Annotated in this window: 18 protein-coding genes; 9 read left to right on the top strand and 9 right to left on the bottom strand. The window is 61.6% G+C overall.

Annotated features, from left to right (window positions below):
* Nucleotides 1-400: 400 nt before the first annotated feature.
* Entirely contained in the window at nt 401-1291 is an 891-nt protein-coding gene (locus H618_RS21590) for a restriction endonuclease (protein WP_245586771.1), read from the bottom strand.
* A 248-nt stretch (nt 1292-1539) separates the two neighbouring features.
* Here H618_RS21590 and H618_RS0110900 point away from each other — a divergent pair, with 248 nt between their 5' ends.
* Nucleotides 1540-2730 carry a hypothetical protein gene (locus H618_RS0110900; RefSeq protein WP_154660649.1) on the top strand — a complete coding sequence of 397 codons (1191 nt, stop codon included), beginning with the start codon at nt 1540-1542 and terminating at the stop codon, nt 2728-2730.
* A gap of 70 nt (nt 2731-2800) precedes the next feature.
* Here the strand turns inward: H618_RS0110900 and H618_RS0110895 are convergent, their stop codons facing one another.
* The 3 genes from H618_RS0110895 to H618_RS21585 all read right to left on the bottom strand — a co-directional run bounded on the left by H618_RS0110895 (nt 2801) and on the right by H618_RS21585 (nt 4029).
* Complete coding sequence (locus H618_RS0110895; RefSeq protein WP_028695097.1) at nt 2801-3295, bottom strand: hypothetical protein; 495 nt, start codon at nt 3293-3295, stop codon at nt 2801-2803.
* 193 nt (nt 3296-3488) lie between these two features.
* Nucleotides 3489-3776 carry a DUF3077 domain-containing protein gene (locus tag H618_RS0110890; protein ID WP_033727637.1) on the bottom strand — a complete coding sequence of 96 codons (288 nt, stop codon included), beginning with the start codon at nt 3774-3776 and terminating at the stop codon, nt 3489-3491.
* A complete protein-coding gene (locus H618_RS21585; RefSeq protein ID WP_033727636.1) occupies nt 3769-4029 on the bottom strand; it encodes a hypothetical protein in 261 nt (86 codons plus the stop codon). The genes H618_RS0110890 and H618_RS21585 overlap by 8 nt, the downstream gene beginning before the upstream one ends.
* A gap of 407 nt (nt 4030-4436) precedes the next feature.
* On the opposite strand from H618_RS21585, the gene H618_RS0110880 reads away from it, so the two are divergent.
* Both H618_RS0110880 and H618_RS0110875 read left to right on the top strand, forming a co-directional pair.
* Nucleotides 4437-5240 (top strand): HNH endonuclease, encoded by an 804-nt coding sequence (locus H618_RS0110880; RefSeq protein ID WP_028695095.1) that lies wholly within the window; start codon nt 4437-4439, stop codon nt 5238-5240.
* 222 nt (nt 5241-5462) lie between these two features.
* Nucleotides 5463-7418 carry a TonB-dependent receptor domain-containing protein gene (locus tag H618_RS0110875; RefSeq protein WP_028695094.1) on the top strand — a complete coding sequence of 652 codons (1956 nt, stop codon included), beginning with the start codon at nt 5463-5465 and terminating at the stop codon, nt 7416-7418.
* A 34-nt stretch (nt 7419-7452) separates the two neighbouring features.
* On the opposite strand, the gene H618_RS0110870 is transcribed toward H618_RS0110875, so the two are convergent.
* The 3 genes from H618_RS0110870 to H618_RS0110860 all read right to left on the bottom strand — a co-directional run bounded on the left by H618_RS0110870 (nt 7453) and on the right by H618_RS0110860 (nt 11518).
* Nucleotides 7453-8769, bottom strand: a complete 1317-nt coding sequence (locus tag H618_RS0110870) for an ATP-binding protein (RefSeq protein ID WP_033727649.1) — start codon at nt 8767-8769, stop codon at nt 7453-7455.
* Between the two features lie 25 nt (nt 8770-8794).
* Entirely contained in the window at nt 8795-9535 is a 741-nt protein-coding gene (locus H618_RS0110865) for a response regulator (RefSeq protein ID WP_028695092.1), read from the bottom strand.
* A gap of 111 nt (nt 9536-9646) precedes the next feature.
* The gene (locus tag H618_RS0110860) at nt 9647-11518 is read right to left on the bottom strand and encodes a sigma-54-dependent Fis family transcriptional regulator (protein WP_050577289.1); all 1872 of its coding nucleotides are present in this window, start codon (nt 11516-11518) and stop codon (nt 9647-9649) included.
* A 316-nt stretch (nt 11519-11834) separates the two neighbouring features.
* On the opposite strand from H618_RS0110860, the gene H618_RS0110855 reads away from it, so the two are divergent.
* The 3 genes from H618_RS0110855 to H618_RS0110845 all read left to right on the top strand — a co-directional run bounded on the left by H618_RS0110855 (nt 11835) and on the right by H618_RS0110845 (nt 14875).
* Nucleotides 11835-12716: an NAD(P)-dependent oxidoreductase gene (locus tag H618_RS0110855; protein WP_028695090.1), complete on the top strand. Its 882-nt coding sequence runs from the start codon at nt 11835-11837 to the stop codon at nt 12714-12716.
* Nucleotides 12717-12727: 11 nt separating this feature from the next.
* The gene (locus H618_RS0110850) at nt 12728-13432 is read left to right on the top strand and encodes an S-adenosylmethionine--2-demethylmenaquinone methyltransferase (RefSeq protein WP_028695089.1); all 705 of its coding nucleotides are present in this window, start codon (nt 12728-12730) and stop codon (nt 13430-13432) included.
* Nucleotides 13433-13513: 81 nt separating this feature from the next.
* Nucleotides 13514-14875, top strand: a complete 1362-nt coding sequence (locus tag H618_RS0110845) for a CitMHS family transporter (protein ID WP_028695088.1) — start codon at nt 13514-13516, stop codon at nt 14873-14875.
* Between the two features lie 124 nt (nt 14876-14999).
* Here H618_RS0110845 and H618_RS0110840 read toward each other — a convergent pair whose 3' ends face one another.
* Nucleotides 15000-16292 (bottom strand): PQQ-dependent sugar dehydrogenase, encoded by a 1293-nt coding sequence (locus H618_RS0110840; RefSeq protein ID WP_028695087.1) that lies wholly within the window; start codon nt 16290-16292, stop codon nt 15000-15002.
* Nucleotides 16289-16717, bottom strand: a complete 429-nt coding sequence (locus tag H618_RS0110835; protein WP_028695086.1) for a DUF2231 domain-containing protein — start codon at nt 16715-16717, stop codon at nt 16289-16291. Before H618_RS0110835 ends, H618_RS0110840 begins: the two co-directional genes overlap by 4 nt.
* 259 nt (nt 16718-16976) lie before the next feature.
* Between H618_RS0110835 and H618_RS0110825 the strand changes: the two genes are divergently transcribed.
* The 3 genes from H618_RS0110825 to H618_RS0110815 all read left to right on the top strand — a co-directional run bounded on the left by H618_RS0110825 (nt 16977) and on the right by H618_RS0110815 (nt 20293).
* Nucleotides 16977-17453, top strand: coding sequence for a nuclear transport factor 2 family protein (locus H618_RS0110825; protein ID WP_028695085.1), 477 nt, complete (start codon nt 16977-16979; stop codon nt 17451-17453).
* 199 nt (nt 17454-17652) lie between these two features.
* Nucleotides 17653-18549: a formylglycine-generating enzyme family protein gene (locus tag H618_RS0110820; protein ID WP_028695084.1), complete on the top strand. Its 897-nt coding sequence runs from the start codon at nt 17653-17655 to the stop codon at nt 18547-18549.
* Between the two features lie 94 nt (nt 18550-18643).
* Complete coding sequence (locus H618_RS0110815) at nt 18644-20293, top strand: cyclic peptide export ABC transporter (RefSeq protein WP_028695083.1); 1650 nt, start codon at nt 18644-18646, stop codon at nt 20291-20293.
* Nucleotides 20294-20389: the final 96 nt, after the last annotated feature.

Raw genomic sequence — 20389 nt, 5'->3', positions numbered from 1 at the left:
AACAGCCCCATGTCTGCTCCCACCAAAGACCTACCGCTTTCAGCAAACGTTCTACGATACGAATCAGCCCCTTGACCACAGAGGTTCCCACAGCCTACTGCAGTCCTGGAGCAGTTAGCGCTAGCCCCTGCGGGCACGGGGGATGCACCTTCGCCAAGCCATCGTAAGCTCAGATTGCACACCAGCATTCCAAAAGGTATTCCTAAAGAAAAAGTGAAAAGTTAAAAAATCATAAAAATTAAATAATAAAATGTCCTGTTCAGATCCCCCCGGCAACTCACTTCACCCTTCTACGCCGGCACATAAAAATAACTCAACGGCACCAACCGCTTTGTCTGCGGATCAGTCGCCGGGTAATGCGCCATCAACGTCCTCGCCAGCTCATCCAACGTCCACATCGTCAAATGCACATTCGCCCGCTCACCTTCGTACAGCGCTTCCTTGGTGAACCCCCCGTGCTCACATACAACCCCCGATCATCCTTATGCCGCCCACCGAGAAAGCTGCGAATTTCGTTGCTGCCCATGCGTGCAACGCGGTGTTTGACTTCAACCACAATGCGCGGGGGTTCGAAGCCGAAGCCGTCTGGGGAGGCGATGATGTCTTTGCCGCGGTCGGCGCCTGCGGGGGATACGAGGGTTTTGTAGCCCATGGCGCGGAGGATGCCGGCGACGAGTTCTTGCATTTCGGACCAGTCGAGGGCGTTGATTTGGTCTTTGATGCGTTCGAAGGCGATTTCCTGGACACCTTTGAGCGGGTCTTCGAGGGCTTCTTGTTCTTCGATAACTTCTTTTGGCGCTGTGGCAGGGTGTTTGCCGGTGGCGAGGGCGATGAGTTCTTTTCGGGCTTCGTCGGCGACGTTGAAGACGGTGAGCGTTGAGCCGAGGCTGTTTCGGCTGCTGCTTGTGAGGCTGTCGCGGTCGACTTCGTTGCTGTACCACTCGACAGACCGTGTGAGCGACATGCCGTCGTCGGCGAGGTCTGTGCGGTACTCGCAGGGGCCGGTGAAGCGGCCGACCAGGTAGGTGCGGTTAGCGGGGGAATAGGTGACTACGGTGTCGCCGACGGTGATTTCGTTGACGAAGCGAAAGACTTGCGATGCGCCGGAGATGGCGGTGCCGTCTTTAACGCCAGGCTGGAGTTCTTTATAGAGCTGGATCAGGGTCTTGCACGATACGCCTGGCTTGGCCTTGGGGGCGAGTTGCAGCCAACCGATGGCGGCGAGGTTTCGATCTCTGAAATCGTCATAGCGACGGCCGCCGTCACCTCGAATCATCCACATCGTTGCCATGTGCGTACTCCCTACTTCCTGTATTGGGTTCGCGACTCTAGCAATGTGGCTGAGCGGTGGGAATGGCTAATGGCGTTAGACGAACAGCCAATTCCTCTGGATTGTATGATCGGCTGTAGTCCATTTCCCAAAGATAGTCGTAGACCGTGCAAACGATTGCGGTGGTTTTTCCCAAGTCATAGTCTCGGCGAGTCGCTCACCTCAGCGGCGGCCCTGAAAATCGTACTCAAGGAAGGAAACACACGCTCATGACAGCCGGATCTCCACCCTCACCCACCCCGCCCGCTTCATCGTCAGACCCCTCCGCCTCCAGCAGCCCCCGACAAGCGCTGTTCAAACTCCTTGCCGATGTCAAATGGTGGCTGCCGGTCGTTTCAACGCTTATCTCAATCTCATTGCTCACCAAATATTTGTGGGTGATCCATCATCCCGAGTTGATCCTGAGTTCGTTGGGGAATCCTTCAAACCTGGTTGCTTGGTTGTTCTTCAGCTTGCTGGTATTCGCATCGCTGCTGCTCATCGTGTCGGTGCCGTCTGTGGTCTTTATGTTCAGTATGTCGATATGTGCTGTCGACCGAGAACTGGAAAAGAGACTCGCCTCGCGCTTTGGCCTTATCGTAGTTGGGGGCTACCTGCTGCTGTCGCTTAACTTGCTGGGAGCGTTCTTTGATTACGTTATAGCCCCAGGCTACTTGTTCTTCATTGCTGTAGCGGCTGCTATTGGCGCCTTGGTGGTTTTGCTTCGCCGTGACGAGACCCTGCACAGCCAGGTGCTGGAGCTGCCGCCTGGCCCTCGCAAACCCTGGCATCGCAAACTCCACTACACATTTCTCGTTGGCTGGCTGGGGATGCTGCTAGCGTTCACCTCGATGACGGGAGTGATGCCCGCCCAGCTCGCGATCATGACGTGGCGAGGTGCAGAAACCGGCGTAGAGTCACTTGGGGCAATTGGTCTTTGCTTGTTGATGATGTGCCTGTACCTTGCGCCAGTTCTTGTGTTCTATCTCGCAAACGGCGATGCGATGCCGCGCACTGCCCGGGCCGCAAAGGTGTTGCTCGGGTGCATCTTCGTCAATGCCATGCTGTTGCCGGCCCTCCTGGACCTGTGGGTGTATTCCGCCGCCAATCTGATCAAGATCAGGGACAATACCGAGCTGAGCTATGTATTGAACGAAAAGGACTATCCGAAAGAAATCTTCAGTGGCGCTCCATGGCAATTGGAGAGTTACCAGGGGGAGAATGGTTTGTACGGCGTCAGGGCGTTTCGTCAGTTCCGCTTCGGCGATACGTTGTTGATCTGTCCTGCCAGCGACCGAAACATCACTTTGAAACAGATCGACAGCTACGCGAATCGCTGCGTGGCATTGTCTGACAGCAAGGTGCATGTCGCTGCCCCTGTAGCAAGCAAGGATGCCGCGACGGAAACCACACCAAATTGAGGCTGGCCCGCGCTTACCCGTGTTCCGGTAGTAGTTGAATACCGGAACGCGCTCTGCCCCCTCCTAGCCATCAGCCCGAACACCAATCCGCTGGTGACAGGCCCAGGCGGACCGGCATGGGCTGGCTGTCCAGGTCCGGGCAGCTGTCGCGCAGATTGGTGCGCATGCCCGTCGCCGGCCCGCCCCATTGCCCAGCCTCGCCAACATCTGCGATCCCCACGAACCCATCAGTTCCAGTTAGCACGGCATCTAGTGTCAGCTCGACCTGCGCAGGTCCGGTCAGCCTGACGGCGGTGACCCTGGCGCTGTGGGTCGAATCGTCATAGCGAAAGCCATGATGGCCAGGATCAATCACCGTAACCGTATCGAGCACCAGCGGTGGGCATGGCACATGGAAGTCTATAAGAATCCTGGTGCCGACCCGCTTCGCCGCAATGGCCGAAACCGGCGCGAAACGTTCGCCGAGCAGAACACTCCGTGCCGCTCGTGCATTGCCGCACCCGAGACGCATGTACTCGGAGGCCTTCATAATTGAATCTGAAGCCATTGCTTCACTGCGCTGCATGTCGTTCACCTTCCCGTCACGGGCAATGAAGCAAACGGTACGTTGATCGGGTCACTCGGGTAGAGCACATCAGTCACTATAAAAAATGTGTCACGTGCGCCTGCCCAGCCGTCGGCGCCGCACGTGAGTCTCAGAGTGATCAAGTGGGTCGACACTACCGACAACACCAGCCCGGAGGCCTAACCCTGGTCAGTCAATTAACGGTAATTTCGTCCAGCGCCACCCTGACATCTTCCACCAACGCCCGCCCCAGCCCGGACAGTAAATGGGCCGCCCAAACCAAGGTCTCGTCCTTCTCCATCACCCCAACAAACGTCAGCCGATGCACACACCCCATCATCACTGACGCCTGCTCAAGCGCGTACTCCAGCGGTAACCCCTGCGCCACCTGGAACAGGTCGGGTGAACTCTCCCCTTCTGCACATTTCGCAATTCCCGGCGTCACGAAGCAAGAACGCCGCGCTTTTGGCAGCTCACTCATGACACCCCTCCCCCGACATTCGCCTCTCTAACTGCACCTGCCCTAACGCCAACTCAACAAGACGGTGGGCAGCCTCAACTTCATGCATCACGGTGAGCGTCAGTACCTGATCGCTTGGGTTCGTCATCTGCTGCGCAGCCTGCTGGGCAACGGTCAGCGCGCAGACGAGATACTCGGAGGCCTGCACCAAGTTGTCTTCGAGGGGTTGGGGGGAATTTTTGCAGCGTGGTGGATCTGGAACGATCTTCAGCATGTGCCTCTCCCGGTGGGTGGGGTCGCCACGGATCTGCTGTCAAACAAATAGGTGGCAACTGTACGCGGGTTGACAGACCGAACACCGGGATTCGGCGCACACGAGGTGCCCCGCGTACAGTCGCCATAAAGGGCGCTACGCAGCCGGTGGTTCGGTCTGTCAAAACCGGTCGTTGAGTGGCAACGACCGAGCGAGACTAGGACCGTCATTCGGCATGCGCAACGGCTTTGGGGCTGTGGAAGTATCTTTGGGAAATGGACTACAGGAAAGACGATAAATCTGAGTTTTGAACACGGCTGGCCAACGCTCGTGAGTTGCAGCTCACGGCCTCGAAACATCACGCAAATCCCCTGTAGGAAATTTCCTCATTTTTGCTAGGCTTTTGCCCTCAGCCTAGGGGAAATGAAATGCCTGTTGTCATCGTTGAAATGGACTCATCGCAGTGGGAAGACCAGACAGGTCTTGTTTACCATTTCCCTAAGCGCTATCTGAAACACTTGCCGGAAGGCGCCGAGGCCATCTACTACAAAGGACGGATGAAAGACAAAAAATTCGCTGCCAGTCGCCTCAGTCGCGCGCCTCACTACTTTGGTACTGCTCGAATTGGTGAGGTTCGCCCTGACCCCCATGATCCAAAGGGCTCCTTTTTCGCGCACATCGAGAACTTCGCGCCATTCGCAGAACCAGTGCCTACCAAGATCGAAGGCGAATACTTAGAGACTGTTCCCTCAAACCTAGCCAGTAATTACTGGCGCATTAGTGTACGGCTCATATCTCAAACCGATTACGACGCAATCCTAAGTCAAGCGCAGTTCCGGCCAGTACAGCCCAACGAGCTTATACAGCTTGACCAAGAAGACCCCATCGACTTCGTCTCAGCCAATGAAGGCAGCCAAACCACCTATTTCGGCACCCGCTACGAGCGCCGGAAGGACCTCAGACTAAAAGCCATCGAAATTCACGGCCTCGACTGCAAAGCATGTGGGTTTGATTTCGAACAGGCATACGGCGAGCATGCCAAAGGCTTTATCCACGTACACCACGTAGTGCCGATTTCCAAGTTCGGTGGGGAGAAGCCGGTCAACCCTGCGACTGATCTGGTGACCTTGTGCGCTAATTGCCATGCGATGGTCCATCGCAAGCGAGACAGCACCCTCAGTATTGATGAGCTCAAGGCTATGCTGCGAGGTCGATGGGTGTTCCAACTCTAACTGACTGCGACGCTATGCCGTCCGTCTCGTTACGCCAACTCAGGAACGCTGCGTTTTGAAGAAACCCTCCGCGATTGGCTGCATCGTCAGCCAGCCTCGACGCCTGCCCTAGGCCAAACAACCGCTCCGCCAATCCCTCCCCCCTTGTCACACCTTGTCCCAACCCCACCCCCCACACCTGATTAGGATTCCCATTCCCAACAACCCCACGAGATCACCCGCATGTCCGCAACACGTCACCTTTTGCGCTATTCCACTACCTTCACCGCCTTGCTGGCCGGATCGGTGCACGCTGAATCCGCCCCTGTGCAACCTGTTCCGTTGAGCCTTGAAGAGGTCGTGGTGACGGCTTCGGGGTTCGAGCAGGCGGTGGAGAATGCTCCGGCGTCGATCAGTGTGATCGAGGGCGAGGACTTGCGGCGCAAGTCGTATCGCGACTTGGGCGATGCGGTTCGGGATGTGGAGGGGGTGACGGTCAATGGCGGCGCCAACGAGAGTGATATTTCCATCCGGGGCATGCCGGGTGATTACACGCTGATTCTGGTCGATGGCAAGCGTCAGAGTGCGCGCGAATCGCGGGTCAATGGCAATGCGGGTTATGAGCAGAGCTTCGTGCCGCCGGCGGCAGCCATCGAGCGGATCGAGGTGGTGCGGGGGCCGATGTCGTCGCTGTATGGCTCGGATGCCATCGGTGGGGTGATCAACATCATCACGCGCAAGGTGGCGCCAGAGTGGGGTGGCTCGATTGGTTATGACTACTCGCTGCGCCAGCACAGTGACGAGGGCAATGCCGGGCAGACCACCTTCTACCTGGGCGGGCCGTTGAAAGAGGATCTGCTGGGGTTGCAGGTGTGGGGGCGTGCGTTGAATCGTCAGGCCGATGACGACGTGCAAATCACCAACGGCCACAGCAAGGCGGACCACAAGGACTTGACCACGCGCTTGTCATTCACGCCGACCATCGACCACGACATTCTGCTCGAAGTGGGTGCCACGCGGCTGAAGAACGGCGATGGCCTGAGCGACAACTGGTCGACGCGCGAGCAGGAAAACAACCGTGACCACTGGTCGTTGTCGCATCAGGGGCGCTGGGGGTGGGCGACGTCCGATGTGGCGCTGTACCAGGAGACCACCAGCCGTGAAGGCAAGGCGACGCCTGCGCAAACCGATATCTATGGCCGCAAGCCGGAAATCCGTAACCGGGTGTTCGACGCCAAGCTGGTGATGCCCACCGAGCACAACATCACCACGGTGGGTACGCAGTGGCAGGAGAGCCAGGTGACCGACTGGAACCAGGGCCTGGGCGACCGGGTGAACTATGAGTTCAAGGTGGTGCAGAAGGCGCTGTTTGCTGAGAACGAATGGTCTGTCACGGATGACTTCGCGCTGACCACCGGCCTGCGGCTGGACAACCACGAACAGTACGGCAACCACCTCAGCCCGCGGGTCTATGGGGTCTGGCGTGCGACCGACCAGTGGACCTTCAAGGGCGGCGTCGCCCGAGGCTTCAAGGCGCCGGAATTGCGCGCGGTGGTGGAAGGCTATGCCTACCTGCGGCGCAACCGCTTCGTGATGCTGGGCAATCCCGACTTGAAGCCGGAAACCAGCACCAACTATGAAGTCTCGGCGCTGTGGTCGAACCGTGACGATCTGAACGCCGGCGCGACGTTGTTCTACAACGACTTCCAGGACAAGCTCTCGACGGTGACCACCGACCGGCTGTGGAACGGCTATATCGTCATGGACCGGGTCAACGTCGACAAGGCGGTGATCCGTGGCGTGGAGCTGACCGGGAAGTGGGATATCACCCACGACGTGTTGCTCAAGGCCAACTACACCTACACCGATTCAGAGCAAAAAAGCGGTGCCAATGCCGGCGCGCCCCTGGCCCTGACGCCGAAGCAGAAGGCCAACCTGCGCGGTGAATGGCAGGTGACCGAGCGTGCCCAGGCGTGGGCGGCGGTGAGCTACTACGGCGAGGAATATGGCAACACCATCAGCGCAGAAAGCGCGCCGGGCTACACCACGGCAGACCTCGGCGGCTCGTTCGATGTGACCGACGCGCTGACCTTGAACGCCTCGCTGAACAACCTCACCGACAAGCGCCTGGACGACGAAACCTACGGCACGGTGAACTACGGTCGTACGCTGTGGATGGGCGCTACCTACAACTTCTGATCGGCTCTCGGAGGGTCTGGCCGCTGCCCAGCGGTCAGTCGCCGCGGGGCAAGTGAATCACTGCACACAACCCTGAAGGCTGGCGGTTCTGCAACACCAGCTCGCCACCATGGGCGTGAATGCAGGACCGCGCAATCGCCAGCCCCAGGCCCAGCCCGTGGTCGCTCGGGCCCAGCCGCACGAACGGCTCGAAGACTTTCTCAAGCCAGGCCTCGGGCAAGCCTGGGCCCTGGTCGAGAATCTCCAGCACCACGCTGTCGCCCTGCTCTCGCACCGCCACCTGCGCCGACGTGCCATGTTTCAGTGCGTTGTCGATCAGGTTGGTCAGTGCCCGTTTCAGGGCCAGCGGCCGGCAGCGCAAACGGATATCCACAGAGTCTGGCCAAGTGACCGGTTGCCCGAGCAGTTGGTAACGGCGCGTCAGTTCGCCCAGCACATCGTTGAGATTGACTGTGCACGTGGCCTCCTGCACGGCGTCTTCGCGTACGTAGGTCAGGGTTTCCCGGACCATCGCCGACAGCTCCCCGAGACTCTCCAGCATGTCATCGCGCGCTGGTCCTTCCTCCAGCAACTCCACCTGCAGACGCAATTCGGTCAGCGGTGTGTTGAGGTCGTGGCTGATGGCCGCCAACAGGCGCATGCGCCCTTCCACATGGCGCGCCAGGCTGGCCTGCATGGTATTGAAGGCGCGGGTCAGGTCGCGCGCCTCGCCCGCCCCGCGCAACGGCAAGGGGGCGATCCATTCACCGCGGCTGACCCGCTCGGTGGCCGCTGCCAGCGACTTCACCGGGCGAATGACGCGGTTGATGCAGACGATCAGCACCAGCAGTACCGGCAAAGTGGTGACGGGCAGGCTGTAGGCCAGCAAGGTGCGCCACGGGTAGGCGCCGCTGGGGTGCTGGACGGCGTTGAGGTACTGCCCATTGCCCAGCGCGAGGCTGCTGCGCAAGCGCAAGGGCGCCCAACCCGAGGCGCTGAGCAGATGCGTGCGGGCGTCCGCACCGTTGGCCCGCTCCAGTTGAACGTTCAGTGACGCTTGCGTTGGCAGCGGCAGCCTGGCGCGCAGGTCGTGTGCCAGGCGTTGCTCCTCGCGGCGCGCGGCGAAGGGCTCGACATCGGCTTTTTCGTCGAGCCAGAAGCGCGCCTGGCCATCGCCCATCACCGACAGCAGCTGCGCCGCCTGGGCCGGGGCAAGCGCGTGGGCGACGTGATACGCCGCCACAAGTTGCCCAAGGCTGGCATCGCGCGAGAGCGGATGCAGCAAGGTGCCATGGCGATGCAGCAAGGCCATGCCGATCAGATTCGATGCCAGCAAGGCCAGGCAAAACAGCACGCTCAACTGCGACACCAGGCCCACGGGCCACACACGCGAAAGCCTAGTCATGGCTGACATCTGCAGTGAGCGAGTAGCCGCGACCCCACAGTGTGCGCAACAGCGTCGGTGACTCCGCGCCGTCCGCCAACTTGCGACGCAGACGGCACACCTGGCGATCGATCGCACGTTCGCTGATTTCACTGTCGTGCGCAGCGGTCAGGTCGACCAGCCGCTGGCGGCTGAGGATCTGCTGGGGGAACTGAAGCAATACCTGCAACAGGCGGCTTTCGGCGCTACTCAGTTGAACCGGCGCCTGATCATCGCGGCTGAGGGTGGCGGTGCTGACGCAGAACTGCCAACCGGCGAAACGATAGCGTGAGGGTTTGACCACCTCGCTACCGGTAGCCGGCAGAGGCCGTGGGGATCGGTAGCGGCGCAGCACGCTGTTCAGCCGCGATACCAACTCGCGCGGCTCGAACGGTTTGGTCAGGTAGTCGTCGGCGCCCAGATCCAGGCCGCGAATGCGATCGGCTGCGGTATCCCGGGCAGTCAGCAGAATGACCGGCAGGTTGCAACGCCTGTGCAACTGCTGGCACAGCTCGAAGCCATCACCGTCGGGAAGCATGACATCCAGCACCACGACGTCGAAGGTGTGCTGCTTGAGCAGCGACTGCATGCCGGCGGCGTCGCCCACACTGCGCACATCGAAGTTATGTCGGCGCAGGTAGGCGGCCAGCGGGTCGCGAATCTTGCGGTGGTCATCGACCACCAGCACGCGTGGGGCAGCGAATTGGGGATGCATGGCGGAAACTGGCTGGAGGCGTTGGGCGGATATTACTACGAACCATTATCACTTGGCTGGCGGTCGTGAAGGTCGTCTTGCATGCCCTGCAACCGCGCCGAAGTCGTCACGTCATTCCCGAAGGTAGCGCACCGAATCGAAGCAGTGCGGGTCTTGATCGAGGTACTTCTTCATTCTGCGCCACAGGGTCGTGGTGCTGATCCCGAGGTGCTTTGCCGCAGCCTGGCGGTTTCCTGTCGCAGCGCTCAGGGCAGCCTGAAGGATGTCCCGCTCGGCCAATACCGGGCTGGGCTGGGCAGTGCCGGATGGCAGCGGGGTGAGGTCATCCAGCACGTCGTCCAGCCAGGGGCCGCTGAGTGGACCGCACTGACTCACCACCTGCAAGCGCTCCACGATATTGCCCAGTTGGCGAACATTGCCTGGCCAGTGATGCGCGCGCAGCCGGGGCAGCAAGCCTTGCACTGCGGCGCGCAATGCAGTGGATGCGCCTTGCAGCAGGTGCATGGTCAACTCGTCGATGTCTTCGCGGCGCTCGCGCAGGGGCGGCAACCTGAGCCTGAGCACGCAGATGCGGTAGTAGAAATCCTCTCGCAGCAGCCCCTGCGCCACCAGGGTCGACAGCGGTCTGTTGCTGGCTGTGATGATGCGGATGTCGATGGGGATGACCTTGTCGTCGCCCATGCGAACCACCTTGCGCTCTTGCAGGGTACGCAACAGCTTGAGCTGGATATCGGCGGAGGTTTCGCTGATTTCGTCGAGAAACAGCGTGCCGGTGTGGGCCAGTTCGAAGACCCCTGCCCGGCCATCGCTGGAGGCGCCGGTGAAGGCGCCCTTGACGTAACCGAACAGTTCGCTCTCCAGCACCCCTGGCGCGAAGGCGGCGCAGTTGATCGCCACGAAGGGCCCGTTTCTGCGCGCCGAGGCGTTATGAATGCTCTGTGCGAACAGCTCTTTGCCGGTGCCGGTTTCACCTTCGATCATCAAGGTGCTGTCGACACCGGCATAGGTGCGGGCCAACGTCTTGGCCTTGTGCAAGGCCGGGCTGCTGCCGATGATGTCGGCAAAGCCCTTGTCGGCCAGGTGCTGGCCAGCCAGGACGCGACGCATCTTCTGCTCGATGGCCTTGATTTCCGTCTGCCGCTGCAGGGTGGCCACGGCGCCGATGATCTGTTGCTCGAGCCGGATCGGGGCGACACTCAAGGTCAGCGACAACCGGCCCACGTCGAGCAATGCGCCACGCACCGATTTGCCGTGGCGCAGCGCCTGCTCGAGGTAGCGGGCGAAGGGCAAACCACCCACCGAATCCCCGCAAGCGATGGTGCTCAGGTAGCGGCTGGCCACGTGGTTGATGCGGGTGATGGTGCCGCCGGAGTCGACGCTGAAAATGCCTTCCGACACGCAGTCGAGTATCGACTGGATCAGCTCATAGCGGCGCTGCAACTCTTGCCCCTGCACACGGCGTTCGTCCTCCACCTGCAACAGGTGGATCGCTTCGTCAACAGCCTCGCCTGCGGCATCACGGTCGGTGTCGGACATGATGTAGTGCATGGAGCGCGCCTTGACCGCTGCCTCCAGCGACAAGCCGCCGATGGCCACTTCGATACCCTGACGCTGCAGTTCATCGAGCTTGGCTGCCGTGCTGCTCGCACTGCCCAGCGGATCGATCAGGCAGATGGACGCACCCGTCATGAACGGCCGCGACTTCTCCAGAATCCTTGCGTAACCCTGGGACGTTGCCAGAAAGGCCACCTGGGGCGAGCGCTGCATAGCCGTGGCGTAGTTGTTCATGCAGTCGAAGAACGTATGCCTGAGTTCGACGATGGGCACCCGAAAGTGCTCGCGAAGCATGTGGGCCGTCTTGCCACGGCTGATCAGTACCGCGGCGCCGTCATCGAGCAATTGCCCGGCGACCCTGATCGCATCGGCCTGCGCCGCTTCGATCACCGGGAACGATAACTGCCGCTCGAGCAGAAGATCGTCCATGACCCGTTTCATCGTGCGCGACGGAGCAATGACCGCAATCCGCGACTGGGTCGCAGCGCCAGAGGTCGGGGTACGAGATGATTTCAGATCATCTTTCTGCATTTCATGATCACTGAAAAGAATGAATGAATGTGAAATCCAGAGATTATCGGTGATTGCCTCAAAGCGAAACGCGCACTTTCCAGCTTTCCTGACAACCCATTGAAAGTAATGAGAAAAAATAAACGAGCAACCGCCCGGCAACGTCCCAAGCGCAGCTGGCACAGGCATTGCTGTTACCTCGAGCAAATAACAGTAAAAAAAGAGGTAGCAGTCGATGGAGCTTGTGTTTATCGGTTTTGGCGAGGCGGCATTTCATATCGCCAGTGGCCTGAGGGCAGAGCACGACATTCAGCTCGGCGCCTACGATGCGTTCAAGGACGATCAGAAAGCCGGACCACTGATCGTTCAGCGTGCCGCCCAGGCACAGGTGACGCTGTTCCAGACCCTGGAACAGGCCTGCGCCACCGCGCAGTTCATCGTCTGCCTGACCAGCGCCAGCAGTGCCTTGGAGCTGGCGCGCACGATTCTGCCGCTGCTCAAGGAAGGTCAGCATTACCTTGACATGAACTCGGCAGCTCCCACCGTCAAGCAGGCGATCGAGCAGTTGCCCAGAAGCGCGGGTGTCGACTACGCCGATATCGCTGTCATGGGCACCGTGCCAGGCAACGACCACCGGGTGCCCATGTTGCTGGCCGGCAGCGCTGCACGGGCGTTCGAAAAGGCCTTTACGCCTTTGGGCATGCGCCTGACCGTGCTCGATGCCGAGCCAGGCGCGGCATCGGCCATCAAGATGCTCAAAAGCGTAGTCATGAAAGGCTTGGCGCAGCTGTTTCTGGAGTCTTTCGTGGCCGCGAATCGCTTCGGTGTGCTCGACACGCTGGTGGCGTCGCTGGGCGATTCGCTCGATGGCAAGAGCGTCGAGCAGCTGGCCAATACCTTCAGCGCCCGTACCCTGATCCACGCCAAGCGTCGAGGCACGGAGATGGACGATGTGGTCGCGACGCTCGAGGCCCTGGGGGTCGATGCGAGCATGTCCCTCGCCACCTGCGAGCGACTCAAGAAACTGGCCGAACGTGACTGGGCGACCCTGCTTGGCCCACACGGCAGTGAGCTCGATTACCGCGCAGCCATCGCGCAACTGTCCACCCAGCCTTGAGGAGCTGCACCATGAACACCGAACTCTACTTCTCGCTGCCCGAACTAATTCCCGAAGACATCCTGCAGCGTGTGCGCAAACTCAGCCCGGCGCAGTTGTGCGATGGCATGCAAGGCCTTGGCATCCCCCGCAACGGCTGCATGGACCACGATCTGATGCCGCTGGACGAAAGCAAGATCATGCTCGGTACGGCATGCACCGTCGACACCGAAGAGGGCGACAACTTCCCTATTCATGTGGCGATCTATCAAAGCCAGCCAGGTTACGTCCTGGTGATCGCGGGCAAGGGCTATCGCGGGCGCGCCTACCTGGGCGACCTGATGGCCGGTGCCGCCCAGGCAATCGGCCTCAGCGGACTGGTGATCGATGGTTGCGTGCGTGACAAGCTGCCTCTGGCAGAGCTGGACATTCCGGTCTACGCCAAGGGCTTCAACCAGCGCAGCCCAGCAAAGCAGGGCCCGGGCAAGATCAACGCGCTCGTGCATTGCGCCGGCGTCGATGTCGCGCCGGGTGATCTGGTCTTCGGCGACTATGACGGCGTCACCGTGGTGCCCCGTGCGCGTCTGCTGGAAGTGCTCGAGGCCTCCGAGAAAAAAGATGCCTACGAGGCCAGGCGACGCGCAGTCATCGATGAGTACGCCCGCTGCCGGGCACAGGGAACACCGCTCCCCGAACTGGCCCCGGCCTGGGTCACCGAGTTGCTCGACAAGCCGTGATGGCCTGGGGAGGCCCTGCCATCAGGCCTCCCCGACATTCGCCCGCTGCACACCCATAAAAATAAGATTAGGGGTTCATGAATGCTTACTGCACTCGGCTTCTTGTTGATCGTTTCGTTTCTGGTACTGGTCATCAAACAGAAACTCTCGCCATTCACCGGTTTGATCGTCGTCTCGTTGGTGGTCGGCAGCCTGGCCTGCCTGGGCACCGACGTACCGGTGGCGACCTTGATCGATTGGGTCAGAGAGGGTCTGTTCTACACGACCAACAGCGAAGGCAAGGTATCGCTGGGCACGATCAATCCGACCGTCATGATTCTGTTCGCCATCCTGTACTTCAGTTTGATGATGAACGTCGGCTTGTTCGATCCGCTGTGTACGTTCCTCATCCGCAAGGCCAACGGCGACCCGCTGAAGATCATTCTGGTGACTGCGTTCACCTCGATGGTGGTGACCCTCGACGGTGATGGCACCACCACCATTCTGATCGTCACCAGCGCCTTCCTGCCGCTGTTCCGGCAGATGGGCCTGAAACTGTCGAATCTGGCCATGCTGATCATATTGCCCTGCGGCCTGGGTAACTGCCTGCCCTGGGGCGGCCCGCTGGCGCGTGCAGCGGCGGTGCTGAACGTGGAGGTCAACACGCTGTTCGTCGCGATCCTGCCTATTCTCGGCGTCTCGGTCGTGTACGTGTTCTTCATGGCCTGGATCATGGGCCGCAAGGAACGCGCACGGCTGGGGTACATACCCGGCAAGCAGGTGATCGTCACCCCCGAACAGATCGAACAGATGGTGACCGTCATCCACGAGCACGACCGCGAGCTGAAGCGACCCAAACTGTTCCTGTTCAATCTCCTGCTGACCGCGGCCATGCTGACGGTATTGCTGGCAGGCTGGGCCAGCGGCGCCATCGTCTTCATGCTCGGCACCGCCATCGCCCTGGCGGTGAACTACAGCGCCACCGAACAGCGCGAGCGCATCACCGCCAACGGCGGCGATGCCATTGCGGTCGCCTCGATCATCATGGCGGCAGGCTGTTTCCTGGGCATCTTCAATGGCAGCGGCATGGCAGGTGCGGTCGCCAACAGCATTGCCGGGATGATTCCAGAATCGATGGGCAGCCACACCGCACTGATGTTCGCCTTCCTCGGGGCCATCGCCTGTTATGCACTGCCGGTCGATGCGTACTACTTCGGCATCCTGCCGGTGGTCGCGCCCATCGCTTATCAGTTCGGTATCACGCCCACGGAAATCGGCATCGCCTCGTTCATGGGCCAGGCACTGCGTTATGCAAGCCCCACGGTGGCGTGGTTGTTCCTGTTGATGAACCGCACCGAAATGACCTTCGGGCAATACCAGAAAGAGTTCTTCAAATGGTCTTTGCCGATGTTCGCTATCTTCATCATCACGGCCATCGTCACCGGTGAATTGCCGGTGGGGTGATGGGCCGCTGACCTCGCTGCACTGGGTCGCAGTGCCCTGCGCAGTCTGCGCCAGACACGCCATGAGCCTTGCACCCATGGCGTGTCAGAACAAATAAGCACAGGCGCCCCTGCGGGCGCTGTGTTCAACGGTTACGCGTCACTCGCCACACGGTATTGGCCAAATCATCAGCAATGATCACCGCCCCCTTCGGATCCACCGTCACCCCCACAGGCCGGCCACGGGTCTTGCCATCCTCACCACGGAACCCGGTGGCGAAGTCCATCGGCTCGCCTGCCGGCTGGCCACTGGCGAACGGCACGAAGATCACCTTGTAACCCACCGGGTTGTCGCGGTTCCAACTGCCGTGTTCGCCGACGAAGGCGCCATTGGCGAACTGTTCACCCATTTCCGGGATGGAGAAATCGACGCCCAGCGCTGCGACGTGGGAGCCGAGGCTGTAGTCCGGTTTCACCGCGATATCGACCATCTCGGGCTTGAACGGCTGCACGCGCTTGTCGGCGTTCTGGCCCCAGTAGGCGTAGGGCCAGCCGTAGAATTTGCCTTCCTGAATCGAGGTCAGGTAATCCGGCACCAGGTCCGGGCCCAGCTCATCGCGTTCGTTGGCCACCGCCCAGAGTTGGCCGGTTTCGGGCTGGATGGTCAGCGCGGTGGGGTTGCGCACGCCGGTGGCGAAGGGTTTGTGCATGCCGGTTTCGGCGTCGATCTGCCAGATCATGGCGCGGTCGGTTTCCACTTCCATGCCGCGTTCGCCGATGTTGCTGTTCGAGCCGATGCCCACATAGAGGTAGCGACCATCGGGGCTGATGGTCATGGCTTTGGTCCAGTGGTGGTTGATCGCAGACGGCAGGTCGACCAGTTTGGTCGGCGCGGCGCTGGCCTGGGTCTGGCCGTCCTGGTAATCGAAGCGCACTACCGCGTCCTGGTTGGCGACGTACAGTTTGCCGTCGTGGAAGGCCAGGCCGTAGGGGGCGTTGAGGTTGTCGGCGAAGACGGTCTGGGTTTCGTACTTGCCGTCGCCGTCGGCGTCGCGCAGCAGGGTCAGGCGGTTGCCACCTTTCACCTTGGTGTTGCCCTGGGCCTTGATGTAGCTGGCGATCACGTCCTTGGGCTTGAGCTTGGCGGCGTTGCCGCCGCGGCCTTCGGCGACGAGGATGTCGCCGTTGGGCAGCACCAGGGTCTGGCGTGGAATCTTCAGGTCGGTGGCGATGGCGGTGACGCTGAAGCCGTCGGGCACGGTGGGTTTGGTTTCGCCCCACTCGGCGGGCTCGGCGATCTTCATGCTCGGCAGCAGGCCGCGCTCAGGCGATGGCAGTTTCGGGTCGGGGCCGCGGGCCAGTTCACTGTCGGCTTCGCCGCCGCAGGCGCTCAGGAGCAAGGCCAGGCTCAGGCTGGTCAGGGCGTAGGGAATTCTCATCGCACACCTCCGTTACGCAGATTGCTCAGGCCCAGCCAGGCGGTGATGACGATCAGCACGCTGACCAGCACCGACAGCCACAAGCCGGCGGGCATCACTGCGTAGGCGTCCTTGGCGTGTTCGAAGGCGTTGACCAGGCCGATCACCCAGGTAATCAGCAGCAGGGCGAAGTACACCAGCGGGCGGCCGCCCTTGTGCTCGGCGCGAATCAGGTTGGCCAGGGCGAACAGCAGCGCCAGGCCTGCGAACAACAGGCCACCTGCGATCAGCCAGGCGGCGAAGTTGGCCCACTGGATCTGGAAGCTGTTGGAGTAGGCGATGTCGCTCAGCAGCGCGCCAAGAAACAGCGGCACGCTGCCGCCGAGCAGAATCGAATGCAGCGGGCCGGGTCGGCAGCGGTAGTCGGGGTGGGTCGTAGTGGTCACGGTGGCTCCTTACCTGGGGTTCAGCGGGTCCGGGACTGACAGCGGGTGAAAAGCTCCGGTCCACCTGGCGAGCGCGGGGTGCGCTTAAGGGAAGATCGCCCGGTGTGCGCATTGGTTCATGTGCATGTGGCCGCTGAAACGTTTTGCGACATACAGCGCCGACAGTGCGTCAGGCATTCCCAAGCCAGCCCGACTGCCCAGTACGCCGTACGCTTTGCTATCGTCGATGCCGTGCACCCCCACTGCCCTGGAGTCGACCATGTCCACCGCATCCACCCGCCCGCCCCTGCCGCCGTTCACCCGTGAGTCCGCCACGCAGAAAGTCCGCCTCGCCGAGGATGGCTGGAACAGCCGTGACCCAGAGAAAGTCTCGCTGGCCTACACCCTCGACACGCAATGGCGTAACCGCGTGGAGTTCGTCAGCAATCGCCAGGAGGCCAAGGAATTTCTGACCCGCAAGTGGAAGAAAGAACTGGAGTACCGGCTGATCAAGGAGCTGTGGACCTTCGCCGACAACCGTATTGCGGTGCGCTATGCCTATGAGTGGCATGACGATTCGGGCAACTGGTTCCGTTCCTATGGCAACGAGAACTGGGAGTTCGGCGAGGATGGCCTGATGCAGCGGCGCTTTGCCTGCATCAACGACATGCCCATCACCGAGGCCGAGCGCAAGTTCCGTTGGCCGCTGGGACGGCGGCCGGATGATCATCCAGGGTTGTCGGAGTTGGGGTTGTGATCGGGCTTTGGGCTGCGGGTTGGCTTGGGTCGATCGGTTTAACGCCCCAAAAGCTTCGCGGCTAAACCGCGATGGGCCGCAAAGCGGCCCCAACCCAAGCGGTAAATTTCCGACGATGACCCTCGTCCTCCGGTGACAACCCGCGCAGCCATTTCTTCTTGGCCAGCGCGCGTCTTTCACCTTCGGACCCGAGTCGTTCATGAACCCGACCCTCAGCAGCCCCCTCTCCGGCGCGGCCCTTGGCCTTTTGATGTGCGCTTTTTCTTCCTGGTCGATGGCCGCGCAGCCGCAGCCGGGCGAGGTGTTCACCGACTGCAAGCCTGGCTGCCCGGAGATGGTGGTGTTGCCCGCCGGTAGTTTCACCATGGGCACGCCGGAAGACGAACAGGGCCGTGAGGACGATGAGGGGCCTTTGCACACGGTGACCTTCGCCAAGCCCTTCGCGGTCAGTCGCTTCCAGGTGCTCAACGGCGAGTGGCAGGCCTACCTGAAAGACACCGGCTACAAAATGCCTAGCGGCGATGATCGCCCCGGCCGCGAATGCATCGCCGGGGTGCCGCGCTACAGCGAAACCCAGGAATACAAAAGCCGCGACGCCAAGCGCTACCCGGCGGTGTGCATGAACTACGCCGAAGCCGAGGCGTACGCTGCCTGGCTGGCGAAGAAGACCGGCAAGCCCTACCGCCTGCTCAGCGAGGCCGAGCGCGAATACGCCGCGCGTGGCGGCAGCACCGGCGCGCAGCCCTTCCCCCGCGATGAAGGCAAGCCCTACAGCATCGCCAAGCACGCCAACACTTATGGCCCGGAAGACGGCTTCAGCTACATCGCCCCGGCCGGCAGCTATGCGCCCAATGCCTTCGGCATCTACGACGCCCACGGCAACGTCTACGAGTGGACCGCCGACTGCCAGAACGACGACTACGTCGGCGCGCCGAGCGATGGCAGCGCCTGGACCACCGGCGACTGCGTGGTGCGCATGATCCGCGGCAACGACTGGACCGAGGCGCCGATCTTCTCGCGCTCGGGCAACCGTAACTACCGCCACACCGAGCGCCGTGGCGACTGGCTGGGCTTTCGCGTGGCCCGCGAGCTGTAAGGCTGTCAGCGCCTAAATCCCCTGTGCCGACGCTCGTCTCCCAACACACGTCGGCTGCCTTCGCGCCGACTTTTCGTTGCGAACGAGGTACCCCATGACCGCAGCATCGCGCAGCGCCACCCGCGAACTCCTGAGCCTGCTCAGGCCGTATCGCCTGCTGGTGATTTCCTCCATCGTGCTGGGCATCATCGGCGGCCTGGCGGTCACTGCCCTGCTGGCGACGGTCAACCAGGGCCTGCACAACGCCAATGGCCTGGGCACAGGGGTCGTGCTGGCCTTCGTCGGCCTGTGCGTGCTGGCGCTGCTGACCAGCATCTTCGCCGACATCGGCAGCAACTATGTCGGCCAGCACGTCATCGCCCGCCTGCGCAAAGACCTCGGCGCCAAGGTGCTGTCGGCGCCGATCGATCAGATCGAACGCTACCGCACCCACCGGCTGATTCCGGTGCTGACCCACGACGTCGACACCATCAGCGACTTTGCCTTTTCCTTCGCGCCGCTGGCGATTTCGCTGACCGTGGTGCTCGGTTGCCTGGGGTATCTGGCGAGCCTCTCGCTGCCGATCTTCGCCATGACCCTGGTAGCCATCGGCATTGGCTCGATGGTGCAGTACATCGCCCAGCGCAAGGGCATGCGCGGTTTCAATGCGGCGCGGGAAGCCGAAGACGAACTGCAGAAGCACTACCAGGCCGTGGCCGAGGGCGCCAAGGAACTGCGCATCCACCGCCCGCGCCGGCACAGCATGCTCACCCGCAATATCCAGGGCACCGCCGACCACATCCGCGACACCCACGTGCGCTCGATCAACATCTACGTGATCGCCAAGAGCCTCGGCTCGATGCTGTTCTTCGTGGTCATCGGCCTGGCGCTGACCCTGCAATCGCTGTGGCCGGCCAACGACCCGGCGGTGATCAGCGGCTTCGTGCTGGTGCTGCTGTACATGAAGGGTCCGCTGGAAAGCCTGATCGGCAACCTGCCGATCATCAACCGCGCGCAAATCGCCTTCCGCCGCATCGCTGATCTGGGCGAGCGGTTCTCTTCGCCCGAACCACACCTGCTGCTCAGCGCCGACGACACCCCGCGCGCACCGTTCCAGCGCCTGGAACTGCGCAACGTGCAGTACAGCTTCCCGGCGGTGGCCGGCAGCGAGGCGTTCACCCTGGGGCCGATCAACCTCGACATCGCGCCGGGGGAAATACTGTTCATTGCCGGGGAAAACGGTTCGGGCAAGACCACCCTGATCAAGCTGCTGCTGGGCCTGTACACACCGAGCCAGGGGGAAATCCGCGTCAACGGCGTGGCCATCGACGCCAAGGGCCTGGACGACTACCGCCAGCATTTCACCACCATCTTCGCCGACTACTTCCTCTTCGAAGACTTGATGCACGAAGGCCGCACCCTGCCCAGCGACGCCGCGCAGTACCTGGAACGCCTGGAGATCGCGCACAAGGTGAGCATCGTCGATGGCGCCTTTACCACCACTGACCTCTCGACCGGCCAGCGCAAGCGCCTGGCATTGGTCAACGCCTGGCTCGACGAGCGCCCGGTGCTGGTGTTCGACGAATGGGCCGCCGACCAGGACCCGGCCTTCCGTCGGGTGTTCTACACCGAGCTGCTGCCCGACCTCAAACGCCTGGGCAAGACCATCATCGTCATCTCCCACGACGACCGTTACTTCGACCTCGCCGACCACCTGGTGCGCATGCACGCCGGCAAGGTGCTGCCGGCCCCGGCGCTGGCCTGAGCCAACGGCGGCGAACCCGCGTGGTTCGCCGCCTGCGCCGCTAAATCCACCCCCGCCCCCTTCGTCTTCCCCGGTACAGCTCAATTCCTCTGCCGA

It is taken from the genome of Pseudomonas cremoricolorata DSM 17059 = NBRC 16634 (assembly GCF_000425745.1).
GTDB lineage: Bacteria > Pseudomonadota > Gammaproteobacteria > Pseudomonadales > Pseudomonadaceae > Aquipseudomonas > Aquipseudomonas cremoricolorata.
The sequence above is the reverse complement of the archived record's forward strand: the minus strand, read 5'-3'. Positions and strand labels throughout refer to the sequence as shown.